Genomic DNA, 15,289 nt, shown 5'->3' on the forward strand with positions numbered 1-15,289 from the left:
GGCCCTCGTCCGCCGCCCCAGCCCCCGCCTCGCCGACGGCCTGGTCACGCACATCGACCGCAAGCCCGTCGATACGGACCTGGCCCTGCGGCAGTGGGAGTCGTACGTGGCGGCCCTCCAGCAGCACGGCTGGGAGACCGCCGAGGTGGCGGCGGCGGACGACTGTCCGGACGGTGTCTTCGTCGAGGACGCCGTCGTGATGTTCCGCAACGTCGCCCTGATCACCCGGCCGGGCGTGGAGTCCCGCCGCCCGGAGACCGCGGCCGTCGAGGAGGCCGTCACCGCGCTCGGCTGCCCGGTGGCCCGTATCACCGCCCCCGGCACCCTCGACGGCGGCGACGTCCTCAAGATCGGCGACACCGTCTACGTGGGCCGCGGCGGACGCACCAACGCCGAGGGGATCCGGCAGCTGGCCGCTGCCTTCGAACCCCTCGGCGCCCGTGTGGTGGCCGTCCCCGTCAGCAAGGTGCTGCACCTGAAGTCGGCGGTCACCGCGCTGCCGGACGAGACCGTGATCGGCTATCCGCCGCTGGTGGACGACGCCGGGATCTTCCCGCGCTTCCGGCCGGTGCCGGAGGAGTCCGGCTCGCATGTGGTGCTGCTCGGCGGCAGGTCGCTGCTGATGGCGGCGTCCGCGCCGCGGAGCGCGGAGCTGTTCTCGGACCTGGGATACGAGCCGGTGCCGGTGGACATCTCCGAGTTCGAAAAGCTCGAGGGCTGTGTGACCTGCCTGTCGGTGCGGCTGCGGGGGCTGTCCGCGTAGACGCCGTCGCGGGCAAGGGCGATACGGACCGACGGCTCGAAGTCACGGCGCCGCCGCCGCGCCGCCCGCGGTCCCGCGAGCAGCGCCAGCGCACCCACCGCCGCCGTCGCGAGGAACGCGGCCCGCAGCCCGTACGCGTCCGCCACCGCGCCCAGCGTCGCAGGCCCGGAGATCGTCCCCAGCGCCAGGAACGCCACCGTCGCGCTGAATCCGGTCGAAGGCCGCTCCGGGAAGACGTGGTAGCTCCACACGGCCAGCAGCCCGGAACCGGCCATGAACAGCGGCCCGTAGAGGACCGCGGACGCCACGACCGCGGGCAGCGCGCCCGGCGCGACGCCGAGCAGCGCGACGGCCGTCGCGAGTCCGCCGAAGATTCCGGCGTGTACGCGGCGCAGCCCGTACCGGCCGATGGCGTGTCCGGTGAGTGCGCCGCCGATGCCGGCCACGCCCATCAGGGTCCAGAAGAGCGGGGCGGTCGCCGAGCCCCCTTGGCCGCCCTGTCCCGCCTCGACGGCGGAGACGGCGTACTGCCAGTAGACCGAGCCGACGATCCCGTACGCGACGGCGGTGGCGTACAGCGGGACGGCCGGGACGCGGGCGAACCAGCGCAGGCCGACGCGGGGTTGGGCGGCGCGCCTCGTCCCCGTGCCGCCGGGCAGCGCCCGCGCGTTGTACACGGTCACCGCCAGCGACAGCGCGGCGAAGAGCAGCCACACCGGGCGCCATCCGGTGTCGTGCGCGAGGAGCGCCAGCGGGCCTGCCGCCACGACGCCGAAGGCGGTGCCGGTGGCGATGACGCCCATGGCCCGTTCCCGCTTCCCCGCCGGCACCATGCGGTCCACGGCGTCCGAGTACGGCGCCCACGCCCAGCCCGCGGCCGTGCCCGCGAGCACCAGGCCCGCGGTCAGCTGGACCGGCTCCTGCGCGGTGGCCACCAGCGCCATGCCGCCGGTCGCCGAGGCGCCGCCGGCGAGCACCAGGGGGCGCGGGCCGAGGCGGGTGACGAGGGCGCCGACCACCAGGAGGGCGATCAGGTAGCCGATGTAGGTGGCGCTTCCGATGGCGCCGACGAGGGAGAGCGACAGGCCGAATTCGTGGCGCAGCTCCGGTTCGAAGAGCCCGTAGCCGTACCGGGCGAGCCCGAAGGTGACGCCGATGGCGGCCGTTCCCGCGATGACGAGACTGTTCTGCTGCTTCATGTCATTCATGGTCTGACCTGCGGTGTTGTGAAACCACTGGCGTAAACGTCAGGATGCACTAGATTTGCGCCATGACCTCCGAGCAGCCCGTCACGCAGACCGAGAACCCCATCCGTGTGGTCGTCACGCTTCTCGACCCCACCTCCGTCTTCGAGCTCGCCATCCCGCTCGCGGTCTTCAACAGCGAGGGCTACGAGCTGGTCCTCGCCGGTACGGCGAAGGGCGCTGTCCACCGCGGCCCCGCAGGGCTCAGCCTCACCGCCGAGCACGGGCCGGAGGTGCTGCGGACGGCGGACCTGATCGTCGTCCCGGCCGGGATGTACGGCGAGTACGTGCCTCCGGCCGAGCTGGTGACGGAGCTGCGTGCCGCGCACGCGCGGGGGGTGCGGATCGCCTCGCTCTGCACCGGGGCGTACATCCTCGCGGCCGCGGGACTGCTGGACGGGCGGACGGCGGCGACGCACTGGCAGTACGCGGACGACCTGCGGCGGGACCATCCGCGGGTGCGGGTGGATGACCGGTCGCTCTACCTCGACGACGGCGACATCCTCACCAGCGCGGGCACGGCGGCGGGGATCGACCTGTGCCTGCACATCGTCCGCACCGATTACGGCAGCGCGGCCGCCGCCGAGGTCGGCCGGCGGATGGTGATCGCGCCGCATCGGGAGGGGGACCAGACGCAGTACGCGATGCCGCCGGCGCGGCCGGTGCCGGCGCGGGCGCAGGGGCTGGGGCCCGTACTGGACTGGGCTTCGGGGCGGCTGCATGAGCCGATCACCATTGCGGAGCTGGCCGATCGTGCCGGGATGAGTCTGCGGACGTTCGGGCGGCATTTTGCCGAGGAGGTCGGCACGACGCCGCTGCGCTGGCTGAATCAGCAGCGGGTGGCTCGGGCGCGGGAGTTGCTGGAGACCACCGATCTGACGGTGGACGCGATCGCCGACCGGAGCGGGCTCGGGACGGCGGACGGGCTGCGGCAGCACTTTCACCGGGCGGTGGGGACGACGCCTGCGGCGTATCGGCGGACGTTCCGGGGGGCGGCTTAGCGGCTCAGCGGGTGTACTCCCCGTGGAGTACGGGGCGTGCCCGCCGGTGTACGACGCGCTGGGCGGGGGTGGTGCGGGACGGTGGTCGCGTAGCGATCACCGGACTCAGGAGCACATCGTGACCGCACTCGCGGCGTACTGGAAGACCACGCGGCCCGTGGAGCGGGTGAGCTATGCCGTGGGACTGCTGCTGATGGTGGCGGGGGTGTTCCACTTCGGGGTGTTTCTGGTCGACGGTGGCGCGTGGGCGGGGCCGGTGTCGTGGCGGAAGCCGACGACGTTCGGGCTGTCCTTCGGGCTGACGCTGATCTCGGTGGCGTGGGTGACGTCGTATCTGAGGATGGGGGAGCGGGCTCGTAACTGGCTGCTCGGGATCTTCGCGGCGGACTGTGTGGTGGAGGTCGGGGGGATCACGCTGCAGGCGTGGCGGGGGGTGCCGTCGCACTTCAACCGGGAGACGGGGTTCAACTCGGCGGTGGCGACGAATGCGGACGGCCAGGAGGCCGGGTATGACGTCGGCGGCTTCCTGAAGCTGGTGCATGGGGTGAGCATGCATGGGGTGTTGGTGCTGCCGGTGCTGGCTTGGGTGGTCGGGCGGCTGGCGTGGGGGGAGGAGCGGCGGCTGCGAGTGGTCGCTGTCGCGGCCGGGGCTTACGGGGTGGCGATCCTCGCGGCGCTGGGGGTGTCGCTTGCTGGTGCGTGAGCGCCTGCGGCGCTCGGCCTCAAACGCCGGCCGGGCTTGAAATGGTGTTTGGCCCCAAACGCTCGCCGGGCTTGAAATGAGGCTTGGCCTCAAACGCTCGCCGGGCTTGAGAGTTGCGTCAGGTGGCCCCCTAGCGCCCGCCCGTCCACCGTCGCCGCTCGCAGCCCCGCCGGGAGGCCCACCGCCGCCCGCAGTGACGTCGCCTGTCGCGCTGCCCGTAGCCGCGCGATCTCCGCGTCCGCGCCGCCCTCCGTCGCGTGCACTGCCGCCAGGACGTCCAGCGTTCTGGCGGTCCAGTACGGCGAGTCCAGGCGGCGCCAGATCGACAGGGACTGCTGCACCGCCGTCCGGGCCTCCGCGCGCCTCCCCGCGTGCAGCCACAGATCCGCCTGCGCGCGCAGCGTCAGCGCCTCGCCGAAGCGTTCGCCGAAGCGGCGGTACGCCGTCAGGCACTCCGCCAGCGTGGCGTCGGCGCGCGCCGTATCGCCGCCGACGTCGTCGAGGTGGCCGAGCCACTGCAGGGCGTGGATCTCGCCCACCCGGTTGCCCTGCTCGCTCGCGAGGACGAGTGCCGTCTCCAAGTGGCGGCGGGAGGCGTCCAGTTCGCCGGCCGCCAGTGCCGCCAGGCCAAGGCAGCGCTCGGCCGCGTACTCGCCCATCGTGTAGCCGTCCGTCCGCGACAGCGACAGCGCGCGGCCGAACTCCCGCCGGGCCGCCGCGGCTTCCCCCCGCTCCAGCAGCACCGTTCCCAGGCCGCCGTGGGCGTACGCCGCCGCCCGCGGGTTGTCCGCGATCCGCGCCGCCGCGATGCCGCGGTCCAGGCAGGCAGCCGCCTCGCCGTAGCGGCCGCGCAGCCGCAGCAGTACGCCGAGCCCTGCCGCCGCCGCTCCTTCGCCGGGCTCGGGGCGGCCGCGGGCCGCGTACGCGCGCAGGGAGCGCTTGAACGACGCGACCGCCGCCCCGTACCGGTCCTGCACGGTGAGCAGCTCGCCCAGGTTGCGGTGCATCACCGCCTCGCCGAGCAGGTCGCCCGAGGAGGCCGCCGCGGCCAGGCCCGTCTCGTGCGTGTCGCGCCAGTCGTCGAAGTGGGCCGCGGCTTCGAGGTAGTTGGCGAGGGACGCGGCCAGGCGCCAGGCCAGGTCGGGTGGCGCCTGCCGGACCAGCGCGCACAGCGTGGTGCGCTCCGCGTCGAACCAGTCCTGCGGCGCCGCCAGCACCCGTTCCCGTACGGCCGCGGGCGGCGCCCACGCATACGCGCCGTCCGGCACCGGGCCCGCGAAGCCCGCCGCCAGCGCCGTGTCGGCGGCCCGCGCCAGGTCCAGGTACGCCGCGCCCACCCGCCGCACCGCCGCCGCCCGGCACGCCGCCGGGTCCTCGGCGGCCGCCTGCTCGTGCGCGTACAGCCGCACCAGGTCGTGCAGCCGGAAGCGGGGCTCGCCGCCGATGTCGGTCGCCGCGACCTCCACCAGGTGGTTGTCGAGCAGCGTGTCCAGGGCCCGTTCGCCCTCGTCGTACGGGCCGTCGAGGAGCGCGCCGAGCACCCAGCCGGGGACCGTCGGCACGTCCAGGAGCCCCAGCATCCGCAGCGCGCGACGGGCGGGCGGCGGCAGCGCCTCGTAGGACAGGGAGACGCTCGCCCGCACCTCCAGGTCGCCCGCCACCAGCTCGTCCAGGCGGCGGCGCTCGTCCGCGAGGGCGTCGGCGAGGCGGGCCGCGGACAGGTGCGGGCGGGTGGCGAGGCGAGCTCCTGCGATGCGCAGGGCGAGGGGGAGATGGCCGCACTGGCGGGTGATGCGGGCGGCCGCCTTGGCGTCCTTGCGCGTACGGTCGTCGCCCACCGCCCGCGCCAGCAGGGCGAGCGCCTCCGGCTCGGGGAGCAGGCCGAGGCCGACGCGGAGCGCTCCCTCCAGGCCCGCCAGGCCGCCGCGGCTGGTGATCAGGACGGCGCTGTCGCCGGTGCCGGGGAGGAGGGGGCGGAGCTGGCGCTCGCTGACGGCGTTGTCGAGGACGACGAGGGCGCGGCGGTCGGCGAGTTCGGCGCGGTAGCGGCGGGCGCGTTCGTCGGGGGTGGCGGGGAGGGCGGCGCCCGTCACGCCGAGGGTCTTCAGCAGGGCGGCCAGGACCTCGCCGGGGTCGAGCGGCCGGCCGGTGGAGGAGCGCAGGTCGGCGTAGAGCTGGCCGTCGGGGAAGGACTCGCGCAGCAGGTGCGCGGCGTGGACGGCGAACGACGACTTGCCCGCCCCCGCGACGCCGGTGACCACGACCATGCGGGGGGCGTCGGCCGGCTCGCCGTGCAGCAGGCCCAGCACGGTGGTCAGCTGCTGCCGGCGGCCCGTGAAGTCCGGGACCCGGGCGGGGAGTTGGCAGCCCACGGCGCTCCGGGGGCGCTCCGGCGGGGTCTCGCCGCCGAGGACCGTGCGGTACACCTCGCGGAGCTCCGCGCCCGGCTCCACGCCGAGCTCGTCGAGGAGGGTGCGGCGGGCGGTGGCGTAGGCCTGGAGGGCGTCGGAGCGGCGGCCCGAGCGGTGCAGGGCGAGCATCAGCTTGGCCCAGAGGGGCTCGCGGAGCGGTTGTTCGGCGAGGAGGGTGTGGAGTTCGGCGGCGAGTTCCTCGTGCCGGCCCGCGGCCAGCTTGGCGTCGGCGAGGTCCTGCCAGGCGGCCAGCCGGTTCTCCTCCATGCGGGCGGCCTCGGCCAGTACGGACGGGGTCGGGGGTACGTCGGCCAGCGCCCGGCCGCGCCACAGGTCCAGGGCGCGGGTGAGGGCGTCCACCGCGGCGTCGGGGCGGCGGTCGGCGAGGGCGGTGCGGCCGGTGTCGGCCAGCGCGGTGAAGCGCTCGGCGTCCAGGGCACCGGGGGCGACGGCGAGTTCGTAGCCGCCGGGGCGGGTGAGGAGGGTGCCGTCCTCGTCGCCGTTGCCGATGGCGCGGCGCAGCCGGTGCACGTACACCTGCAGCGACTTGGCGGCGGAGGGCGGGACCTGCTCGCCCCACAGCTCGGTGATCAGCGCGTCGGCGGAGACGAACCGGTTGGCGTGGATGAGGAGATGGCCGAGGAGCGCGCGCTGCTTGGCGGCGGGGAGCGGCGACCAGGCCTCGCCGTTGTACACGTCGATCCGGCCCAATATGCGGTAGCGCACCACGCATACACCCCCGACGAATAAGTTCGCCCTGGTCAGGGCGATTTCGTGGACTAGTCCAGTGGTCCGGAGTGCCACCATCCAGCGGCGGAAGTGCCCATGTCAACCCGTGCAACCGAGGCGCAACCGGCGCGCTGCACGGCTGCCGTAGAGATGTCACCCGTCCGTACCCCCACCCATCGGAGCCGCAGATGCGACGACGACCAAGACCGATCCGGTCGGCGATGACCGCCGCGCTGGCCATCCTTGCCGGTGCGCTGAGCGGCGCCGCGCAGGCGGATCCCGCCGCTTCCGACGGCACCCGCACCGTCGCCTATCGCGGCTATGAGATACGGGTCCCGGCCGACTGGCGGGTCGTCGAACTCGCCGACGACCCGGACGCTTGTATCCGCTTCGACAAGCCCGCCGTCTACCTCGGGAAGCCGGCCGCAGACCCTGCTTGCCCCGCCGACCTCGTCGGCCGCACGGCCGGAGTCGTGGTGCAGCCGCTCGACAAGGATGCGGCGTCCCGTACCTCCTCGGCGACGGCGAAGGCGGCCGAGGGCGCCGCGACCGCGCCCAAGGCGGCCTCGTACAACGGCACTGTCCAGGTCGCCGTCGAGGACGCGGGCGTGCTGGTCACCGCCGCCCACACCCCCGGGACAGAGGACGACGTGCGCGCCGTCCTCGACTCGGCGCGGCTCACCGACGGCGCCCGGCCCGCCCGCCTCCCGAAGAGTGCCGACGGCGCCGCGCCGCTCGCCGACAACGGCCCGCAGCCCGGCGACTTCAAGGGCAAGGGCTTCGACGTCTGCTCCGCCCCCTCCTCCGGCACCATGAGCGCCTGGACCGGCGCCTCTCCGTACCGCGCCGTCGGCGTCTACATCAGCGGCGGGCTGCGCGCCTGCGACCAGCCGAACCTCACCGCGAGCTGGGTGTCCACGCAGGTCACCCGCGGCTGGCGGATGATCCCCATCGATGTCGGCCGGCAGGCGCCCTGCACCGACTACCGCAGCCGGATGTCGTACGACAAGGCCACCGCCAAGGAGCAGGGCAGGAGCGCCGCGAATTCCTCCGCGACCGTCGCCCAGGGCCTCGGCATCCCGCCCGGCTCGGCGATCTACAGCGACATCGAGGGCTACTCGCCGAGCACCACCTGCACCGCCGCCGTCCTCTCCTACCTCTCCGGCTGGACCGAGGCGCTGCACGCCAAGGGCTATCTCTCCGGCTTCTACTCCTCCGCCTCGTCCGGCATCCGGGACGCGGGCAACAACTACTCCAACTCCGCGTACACGCGCGTCGATCACATCTGGTTCGCGTGGTGGAACAACGCGGCCGACACCAACACGGGTTCGTATGTCTCCGCCGACAAGTGGGCGAACCACCAGCGCATCCACCAGTACGCGGGCGAGGTCGGCGAGACCTGGGGCGGCGTCCGTATCGGCGGCATCGACCGCAACTATCTCGACGTCGGCAACGGCACCCCGCCGCCGGTCACCTGCGCCACCGCGAACCTGAGCTTCAACTCGTATCCGACGCTCCAGGAGGGCTCGACCGGCGACCAGGTCAAGGCGGCCCAGTGTCTGCTGAAGGCGGCCGGGCACGATCCGCTCGGCGGCAAGGACACCCCGACCGGCACCTTCGACGCGGCGATGACCACGGCGACGAAGAACTACCAGGCGTCCAAGGGCCACACCGCCGACGGCGTGATCGGCAAGAAGACGTGGACCGCCCTGCTGTCCCGCGGCTCCACGCCCACCGTGCAGAACGGCGCCACCGGCGAGGCCGTGCTGCGGCTGCAGCGGGCGCTGACCGCGGCGCTCGGCCGCACCGTCGGCATCGACGGGATCTTCGGCGCCGGCACCGAACAGGCGGTCAAGGACTACCAGTCGTCGCGCGGTCTGTCCGCGGACGGGATCGCCGGCGCCAACACCTGGGCGGCCCTGCAGGCCGGGAAGTGAGGAGTACAGCGATGAAGCGCAAGAACCTCTACCGGCTCGGCGGGCTGATCGCCGCCGTCGCCGCCCTGCTGTTCGGCCTGATCCAGCCCGCCCAGTCGTACGCCTCGGCCTTCTTCCCGACGCAGAGCGCGGGTGACCGGGGCACGGACGTGCTGGCCATTCAGTACCTGCTGCAGGCGAAGGGCAAGACCGTGCCGACGGACGGCGTCTTCGGGTCGAGCACGACGACCGCGGTGAAGGAGGTCCAGCAGGCCGCCGGCATCGGCGTCGACGGCATCGTCGGGCCCAACACCTGGGGCAAGCTGACCCCGCAGATCAAGGAGGGCGCGACCGGCGCGGCGGTCAAGGCGGTCCAGGCCGAGCTGAACGCCAAGCGGAACGCGGGCCTGACCGTCGACGGCACCTTCAACGCCGCCACCACCGCCGCCGTGAAGTCCTTCCAGAGCCACGCCGGGATCGGCGCCGACGGCGTCGTCGGCCCGACCACCTGGAAGAACCTGCTCTGGCATTACGAGAAGGCCGACTTCTCCGGGTCGCTGTGCGATGTCGACCCGGACGGCAACACCAGCGCGAGCTGGGGGACTTCAGCCGCCATCGCCGAGCTGGAGGAGGCCGCCAAGCGGTTCGGCGCCACCGGCAAGGGCGAGATCCCGGTCGGCGACATCTCCTTCGAGCACGGCGGCGACATCGGCGGTCACGCCAGCCACGAGGTCGGGCTCGACATCGACCTGTGGCCGGTGCGCACCGACTCGCAGCAGTGCACCGGCTCCCGCATCACCTGGCAGTCGTCGGCGTACGACCGGGCGGCGACACGGGAGCTGGTGAAGGCGCTGCGGGCGGCCGCGCCCGGGCACATCAGGTACGTCTGGTTCAACGACCCCACGCTGATCAACGAGGGTCTGACCAGCTCGTACGCCGGGCACGACAACCACCTGCACATCCGCTACTGCGAGAAGGTGCACCCCAACTCGCTGTACACGTGCTGATCAGGCGCGGTGCCGGCCGCCCATCGTGCGCTTGCGCATCGAGTTGAACAGGGCGGCCGCGCCGACCGCGAGGGCAGCGGCGCCGCCCAGGGCGTACGGGGCGGCGCTGCTCTCGCTGTTGCCGCCGGTCTCGGCGAGGTTCGCCTGGCTGCTCGCCGGCTTGGCGCCGCCCTTCGCCTCGGGGGCGTTGGCGGCGGGCGCGCTGGTGCTCGCCGCCTCCGGGGACTCGTGCGCCTCGTGGCCGCCCTGCGCGTCGTGCTCGCTGTGGTCCACGGTCGACTTGTCGGCGTCCTCCTCGACCTTCTCCTCGCTCGGCGCGGCGGGCGCGGCCGCGCCGCTGTCCTTGCCGAAGACCACGTCGGAGCAGGAGTAGAAGGCCTCGGGGCTGTCGGAGCGCTGCCAGATCGCGTAGATCAGGTGCCGGCCGCTGCGCTCGGGGATCTTGCCGTCGAAGACGTACGAGCCGTTCGTCAGCTTCGGGTCCTTGACCGAGGTGAAGGGCTTGTCCTCCAGGTCGGACCACTTCAGCGGCTTGCTCGGGTCGTACGACTCCTTCGTGATGTACAGGTCGAAGGTGCCCACGTGCGGGGCGGTGCCCTTGTACTTGAAGGTGTGCGCGCCCGCGGTCATCTTCGTCGCCGGCCAGTCGGCGCGCGGCAGGTCGAGGCCTGCGAAGGCCTCGTCGCCCCCGCTGCACAGCTTGCCGTCCGGGATCTTCTCCTTGGACTGGCCGCCGGCCTCGCCGTCGCGGACGCCGTTCCAGTCGTAGAAGGCCTGCGCGCCGCTCTTGGCGACCGCGGCCTTGCAGGCGGCGGACTGGGGGGACTCGGGGCCTTCGGCGTAGCAGCCGTAGACCCGGCTGATCGGGTCCTCCATGGAGCCGTGGGCGGCGGCCGGGGTGGCGGCGAGCGTGCCGAAGGCTATCGGCGCGGCGGTCGCCGCGGTGAGGGCGGCGACACGCTTCGTCAGGCGCTTGGTACGGGCGGTCATCGTGGGGTTCTCCCTGCGGGTGGGGTTCCGTCGTGCCGACGCGGCAGCCCAGGCAGCTCCCGGTGCCGCCCCCCGGGCCCGGCGCCGGACGGTGCCGGGGCACCGCGTCGGCCACGCACGCTAGACCCTCCCGAGGGGCGAAACCGCAGGGAGAACAGGGTGAACGAGATCCTTAGGGTTCAGTTAAGGAGCGGATCGGGATCAGTTACGACTGAGGCTGAAGATGCCGTAGCCGAAGCCCGGGACGGCCAGTTCCGTACCGGTGAGTAGCGCGCCGGAGGTGAGCACCGGCTCGGCCCCCTCCCAGCCGCGGACGGTCGTGGCCGCCGCCTCCCGGCGTGGATTCACCGCGATCAGATAGCGGTCGCCGCGTACGTAGACAAAGGGGTACGTGTCGCCGATGACCTCCACGGGCGACAACGGCCCCAGCTCCGGCGCGGACTTGCGCAGCTCGATCAGCCGGCGCACCTGGTGCAGCAGCGAGTCCTCGGCCGCGCGCTGGGAGGCGACGTCCGGGCGGTCGGGGGCCGGGTCCGGCGGCAGATAGAACGACTCGGGCGGCGCCGTGGAGAAGCCCGCGCCCGGGGTGGCGTCCCACTGCATCGGGGTGCGGGAGCCGGCGCGGTTGTAGCGCGGGCCGAGCACGCTGCCTTCCTTGTCGGGCAGGCCGGGTACGTACCGCATGCCGATCTCGTCCCCGTAATAGATCGCCGGCAGCGTCGGCCAGGTCAGCTGGAAGGCGAAGGCCGCGGGGAGTTGCTCGGCGGTGCGGGGGCCGCAGGCCAGCCGGGAGAAGTCGTGGTTCGAGGTCGGCAGCACCAGGTGCTCGGGGCCGACCGCGGCGGCCGCCGCCTGCCAGGCCTCGTGGAAGACGCGCGGCGAGCCCTTGCCCTCGGCGTCGAAGAAGCAGTCGATCGGGTCCCACGTGTCGTCGTCGGTGCCGGCGCCGTTGTTCCAGAGCGAGCGCATGGCGCGGCCCCTGGTCGGCCCGCCGAAGTGCAGGAAGAAGTCGGCGTGGAAGCCGCCCGGGACGCTGACCTCGGGGTGGCCCCATTCGGACAGCAGGATCGCCTCGGGGTGTTCGGCGTCCAGGCGGGCGCGCAGCTCCTGCCAGAGCTTGACCGTCTCCGCCTTCTCCGGGTCGTCCTTGACCAGCGAGGCCGCCATGTCGACACGGAAGCCGGAGACGCCGAGGCGCAGCCAGTGGTCCATGATCCGGAAGAGCGCCTCGCGGTTGGCGCGCGGTCCCGGCGCGTCCACCGGCAGCCGCCAGGGCTCGGCCGGATCCAGGCGCGCGTAGCCGAAGTTGAGGGCGGGCTGGGAGTCGAAGAAGTTGCGCTGATACGAGCCGGGGCGGCTGCCGGGGGAGGGCACCCAGCCCGCGCCGAGGTCGGCGGGGGCGGCCTCCGCCCAGATGTAGCGGTCCTCGGCCGGGTCGGCGGCGGAGGCGGCTTCGGCGGTGAACCACGGGTGCTGGTCGGAGGTGTGGCCCGCGACCAGGTCGAGGAGGACGCGTATCCCGCGCCTGCCGGCCGCGTCGACGAGCTTGGCCAGGTCGTCGTTGGTGCCGTAACGGGGCGCGACGGTGAGGTAGTCGGCGACGTCGTAACCGGCGTCACGGAAGGGCGACTTGAAGCACGGATTCAGCCACACGGCGTTCACCCCGAGCCACGCGAGATGGTCGAGCCGGGACTCGATGCCGGCGAAGTCACCGATGCCATCGCCGTCCGAGTCGGCGAAGGACTGCGGATAGATCTGATAGAAGACGGCATCGGAGAGCCAGGCGGGAGAAGTCATCGGGGGGCCTTTCCTGGGGTGCGGGTCTCGTCTCGTCAGAAGAGTGCTGCCCGCACCGTCCCCGCCGATCACCTCAGGAGAGCTCGCGGACGCACGTCCACTCGGCGCTTGTGGGGTGGTAGCCGAGCCAGGTGTTGATGGCGAGCATGGGGGAGTTGGTTTCGTCGTTGCCGGTGAGGGCCTTGGTGATGCCGGTCTCGCGGGCGCGGTGGAGGGAGGCGTTCTTGACCAGTTTGGCGAGGCCGCGGCCGCGGTGGGTGCGGCGGCAGCCGGTGCCGCCGGACATGTAGCGGCCGCGGCCGTCCGTGTACGCGAGGGTGAAGGCGACCACTTCGGTACCGGACATCACCACCGTGGTGAGGTCCTTGTCCAGCTCGGGGCCGCGCCAGGTGGTCTGCAGCCAGTCGTCGTAGCCCATCCGGTCGACGGTGATGTCGGCCGGTTCGTCCTGCGTGGTCTCGGCGTCGGCCTCGTACAGCGTGCGCGGGTCGGCCGCGAGGGCCGACGCGGGGTGCAGGGTGATGCCGGGCGGCGGGTCGGCGAGCGGCGGGAGTTCGGCCGTGGTGAGGTCGAGGCCGAGGAAGTGGCTGCGGCGGGTGCGGCGGTAGCCGTGCCGTTCGGCGAAGGCGAGGGCGCCGGGCTCGTCGTCGGTGTACGCGAACACCGTCGTGGCGCCGACCGCCGCCAGGTGCTTCTCGGCCTCGGCCAGCAGGGCCGAGCCGGCGCCGCGGCGGCGGAAGTCCGGGTGCACGTGGGTGTGGGCCATGCCCTGGCCCGGGGTGCTGGACTCATGCGCCAGCATCGCGGGGACCTCGCCGACGACCTGCCCGTCGAGCTCGGCGACCAGCAGCCGCAGCCGCATGGCCTCCGGAGCGCTGCGCCAGCGCCACATGATGCCTTCGGCGGTGATGACCATCGGCACGGCGGCGCGTCGCACCTCGGCGACGGCGGCGGCGTCCTCGGGGCGGAAGTCGCGGATCTGGAGGGACATGAGGCTGGAGGCTACGGGGGCCGGGGAGCCGGGCGCACGTGGATTACCGGCGGCTTACGGGCGGTGAGCGGCGCATGGATAGTTGCACCCGATTGCGCCGCGGGAGCGGTGGCGGGGGAGCCCGGGCCGTGTGGGCGCCGGAGGCCGCGGCCGGTGCGGCGACAATGGGGGCATGGCATTGAAGATCCGTATCGCCGCCGAGTCCGCCGAGGCACCCTTCGAACAGGTCAGGCGGCAGATCAGCGAACAGGCGCTGAGCGGCGCGCTGCCCGTGGGCCACAAGCTGCCGACGGTCCGCGGCCTCGCGGAGGACCTCGGCCTCGCCGCGAACACGGTCGCCAAGGCGTATCGCGCGCTGGAGGGCGACGGCGTGATCGAGACGCGGGGTCGTAACGGCACGTTCGTCGCGGCCGCCGGCGACGCGATGCAGCGCGAGGCCGCCGCGGCGGCCCAGGCCTTCGCGCAGCGGGCGCAGCACCTCGGCCTCGACCGGGCGGCGGCGCTGGCCGCGGCGGAGGAGGCGGTGCGGGCGGCGTACGGGGCGTAGCGCCGGGCGCGTAGCCCCAGCTGCGGGGACGTAACCCCAGCCCCGGTTCAGGCGTCCGCGAGAGCGTCGCGCAAAGCCGGCAGCAGCGCCGGTACGAGGACCGCGTTCGCGGCCTGGACCGGGAGTCGCAGCTCGGGCAGCTCGTCGTCGCAGCCCGGTATGTGCAGCCAGCCGTCCGTCGCGCGCAGCTCGCCCAGTCGCGGCCAGGGCAGCGCGGCCGGGCGGAGGCGGCGGCCGCCGAAGCCGTGGAGTGAGTCCGGCGCCAGGACCAGCCACTGTGCCGGGCACACCACCACCTGCTCGCCGGAGAGCACCCGGCCGGCCAGTTCCGTATAGAGGCGGGGCTCCACATGGCGGCGGGAGAGGCGGGTCAGGCCGCTCCATACCGGGTCCTGCTCCTGGTCGGCGCGCCAGCGGTCCAGGTGGACCGCTATCTCCTCACCCGCCCCGGTCACCGTGAAGTCCCACTGGCTGCCGGCCCCGCTGCGGAAGAGGCCGTTGGCGACATACGTGCGCGTCACGCCGTACGCCACCGACTCCACCTCGGACCACGCCAGCCACCGGCGGCCGTACGCGATCCCCTCCTCGTCCGCATGCAGCCGCCGGCGGCGCAGCCCCACCTCGGCGTCGACGACCTGCCCCGTCACCGTGCGCACCGACCCCTCCCGTCGCAGCCGCTGGACGGCGGCGCCGGGCAGAGACCCCCGTACTCTGCCCGGTGCCGTCTTGCTCCGAAGCCTGCGCGGCGGCGGGAACCGGGCGCAAGGGTGAGACGTCGATACGGGAAGGTGGAACGCCAATCCTGGCTATGACCAGCGGAGATGACGCGTTCCTGGAATGGTTGACGGATCTCCGGTGGACGAGCGAACGAAAGAGGAACGCCGGTGGCGGGCGCGGAAGAGCAGGGCGAGGAGCCCGACGAGACGGATATCGCGGCAGCGCACGGCGAGGTTTTCGCGACGCAGTTACGCGCGTTGAAGGAGCGAAGCGGACGCAGTTACGGGGCGCTGGCGGGGCGGCTGCACATGAGCGTGTCCACGCTGCACCGGTACTGCAACGGCGATGCCGTACCGGCCGATTACGCGCCGGTGGAGCGCCTCGCCCGGCTGTGCGGCGCCACCGATGACGAGCTCGTCGAGCTGCACCGGCGCTGGCTGCGCGCCGACGCCGCGCGGCGCCGGCGCGCAGCC

Annotated in this window: 12 protein-coding genes and 1 pseudogene; 7 read left to right on the plus strand and 6 right to left on the minus strand. The window is 73.4% G+C overall.

The features are described 5' to 3' along the window. The coding region (gene ddaH, locus G5C51_RS31435) for a dimethylargininase (RefSeq protein WP_165242312.1) at positions 1-763 on the plus strand (763 nt) is incomplete at its 5' end. Positions 764-858: 95 nt separating this feature from the next. Here ddaH and G5C51_RS31440 read toward each other — a convergent pair. After that, a pseudogene (locus G5C51_RS31440) lies at positions 859-1,971 on the minus strand (YbfB/YjiJ family MFS transporter); the annotation flags it as partial. 107 nt (positions 1,972-2,078) lie between these two features. Here G5C51_RS31440 and G5C51_RS31445 point away from each other — a divergent pair. Together G5C51_RS31445 and G5C51_RS31450 are read left to right on the plus strand one after the other, a co-directional pair. Next, positions 2,079-3,008 (plus strand): GlxA family transcriptional regulator, encoded by a 930-nt coding sequence (locus G5C51_RS31445; RefSeq protein ID WP_420824878.1) that lies wholly within the window; start codon positions 2,079-2,081, stop codon positions 3,006-3,008. A 118-nt stretch (positions 3,009-3,126) separates the two neighbouring features. Continuing rightward, complete coding sequence (locus tag G5C51_RS31450) at positions 3,127-3,711, plus strand: hypothetical protein (protein ID WP_165242316.1); 585 nt, start codon at positions 3,127-3,129, stop codon at positions 3,709-3,711. Positions 3,712-3,800: 89 nt separating this feature from the next. On the opposite strand, the gene G5C51_RS43845 is transcribed toward G5C51_RS31450, so the two are convergent. Further along, positions 3,801-6,851, minus strand: a complete 3,051-nt coding sequence (locus G5C51_RS43845; RefSeq protein ID WP_338118371.1) for an AfsR/SARP family transcriptional regulator — start codon at positions 6,849-6,851, stop codon at positions 3,801-3,803. Between the two features lie 188 nt (positions 6,852-7,039). Between G5C51_RS43845 and G5C51_RS31460 the strand changes: the two genes are divergently transcribed. Then, a complete protein-coding gene (locus tag G5C51_RS31460) occupies positions 7,040-8,788 on the plus strand; it encodes a glycoside hydrolase domain-containing protein (RefSeq protein WP_240930061.1) in 1,749 nt (582 codons plus the stop codon). A gap of 11 nt (positions 8,789-8,799) precedes the next feature. Next, complete coding sequence (locus tag G5C51_RS31465; protein WP_165242318.1) at positions 8,800-9,774, plus strand: peptidoglycan-binding domain-containing protein; 975 nt, start codon at positions 8,800-8,802, stop codon at positions 9,772-9,774. On the opposite strand, the gene G5C51_RS31470 is transcribed toward G5C51_RS31465, so the two are convergent. From G5C51_RS31470 to G5C51_RS31480, 3 genes are all read right to left on the minus strand, one after another. Continuing rightward, positions 9,775-10,764: a lytic polysaccharide monooxygenase auxiliary activity family 9 protein gene (locus tag G5C51_RS31470; RefSeq protein WP_165242320.1), complete on the minus strand. Its 990-nt coding sequence runs from the start codon at positions 10,762-10,764 to the stop codon at positions 9,775-9,777. It lies immediately after the preceding gene. Between the two features lie 201 nt (positions 10,765-10,965). After that, the gene (locus G5C51_RS31475) at positions 10,966-12,561 is read right to left on the minus strand and encodes an alpha-amylase family glycosyl hydrolase (protein WP_165242322.1); all 1,596 of its coding nucleotides are present in this window, start codon (positions 12,559-12,561) and stop codon (positions 10,966-10,968) included. A gap of 73 nt (positions 12,562-12,634) precedes the next feature. Continuing rightward, the gene (locus G5C51_RS31480; RefSeq protein WP_165242324.1) at positions 12,635-13,552 is read right to left on the minus strand and encodes a GNAT family N-acetyltransferase; all 918 of its coding nucleotides are present in this window, start codon (positions 13,550-13,552) and stop codon (positions 12,635-12,637) included. Positions 13,553-13,724: 172 nt separating this feature from the next. Between G5C51_RS31480 and G5C51_RS31485 the strand changes: the two genes are divergently transcribed. Then, on the plus strand, positions 13,725-14,099 hold the full coding sequence (locus G5C51_RS31485; protein WP_165242326.1) for a GntR family transcriptional regulator: 375 nt from the start codon (positions 13,725-13,727) through the stop codon (positions 14,097-14,099). A 47-nt stretch (positions 14,100-14,146) separates the two neighbouring features. Here the strand turns inward: G5C51_RS31485 and G5C51_RS31490 are convergent, their stop codons facing one another. Further along, positions 14,147-14,755 (minus strand): hypothetical protein, encoded by a 609-nt coding sequence (locus G5C51_RS31490; RefSeq protein WP_165242328.1) that lies wholly within the window; start codon positions 14,753-14,755, stop codon positions 14,147-14,149. Between the two features lie 273 nt (positions 14,756-15,028). Here G5C51_RS31490 and G5C51_RS31495 point away from each other — a divergent pair. Continuing rightward, on the plus strand, positions 15,029-15,289 hold a 261-nt coding region (locus G5C51_RS31495; RefSeq protein ID WP_165242334.1), incomplete at its 3' end, for a helix-turn-helix domain-containing protein.

This window comes from Streptomyces coryli, from assembly GCF_011044975.1.
Lineage (GTDB): Bacteria > Actinomycetota > Actinomycetes > Streptomycetales > Streptomycetaceae > Streptomyces > Streptomyces coryli.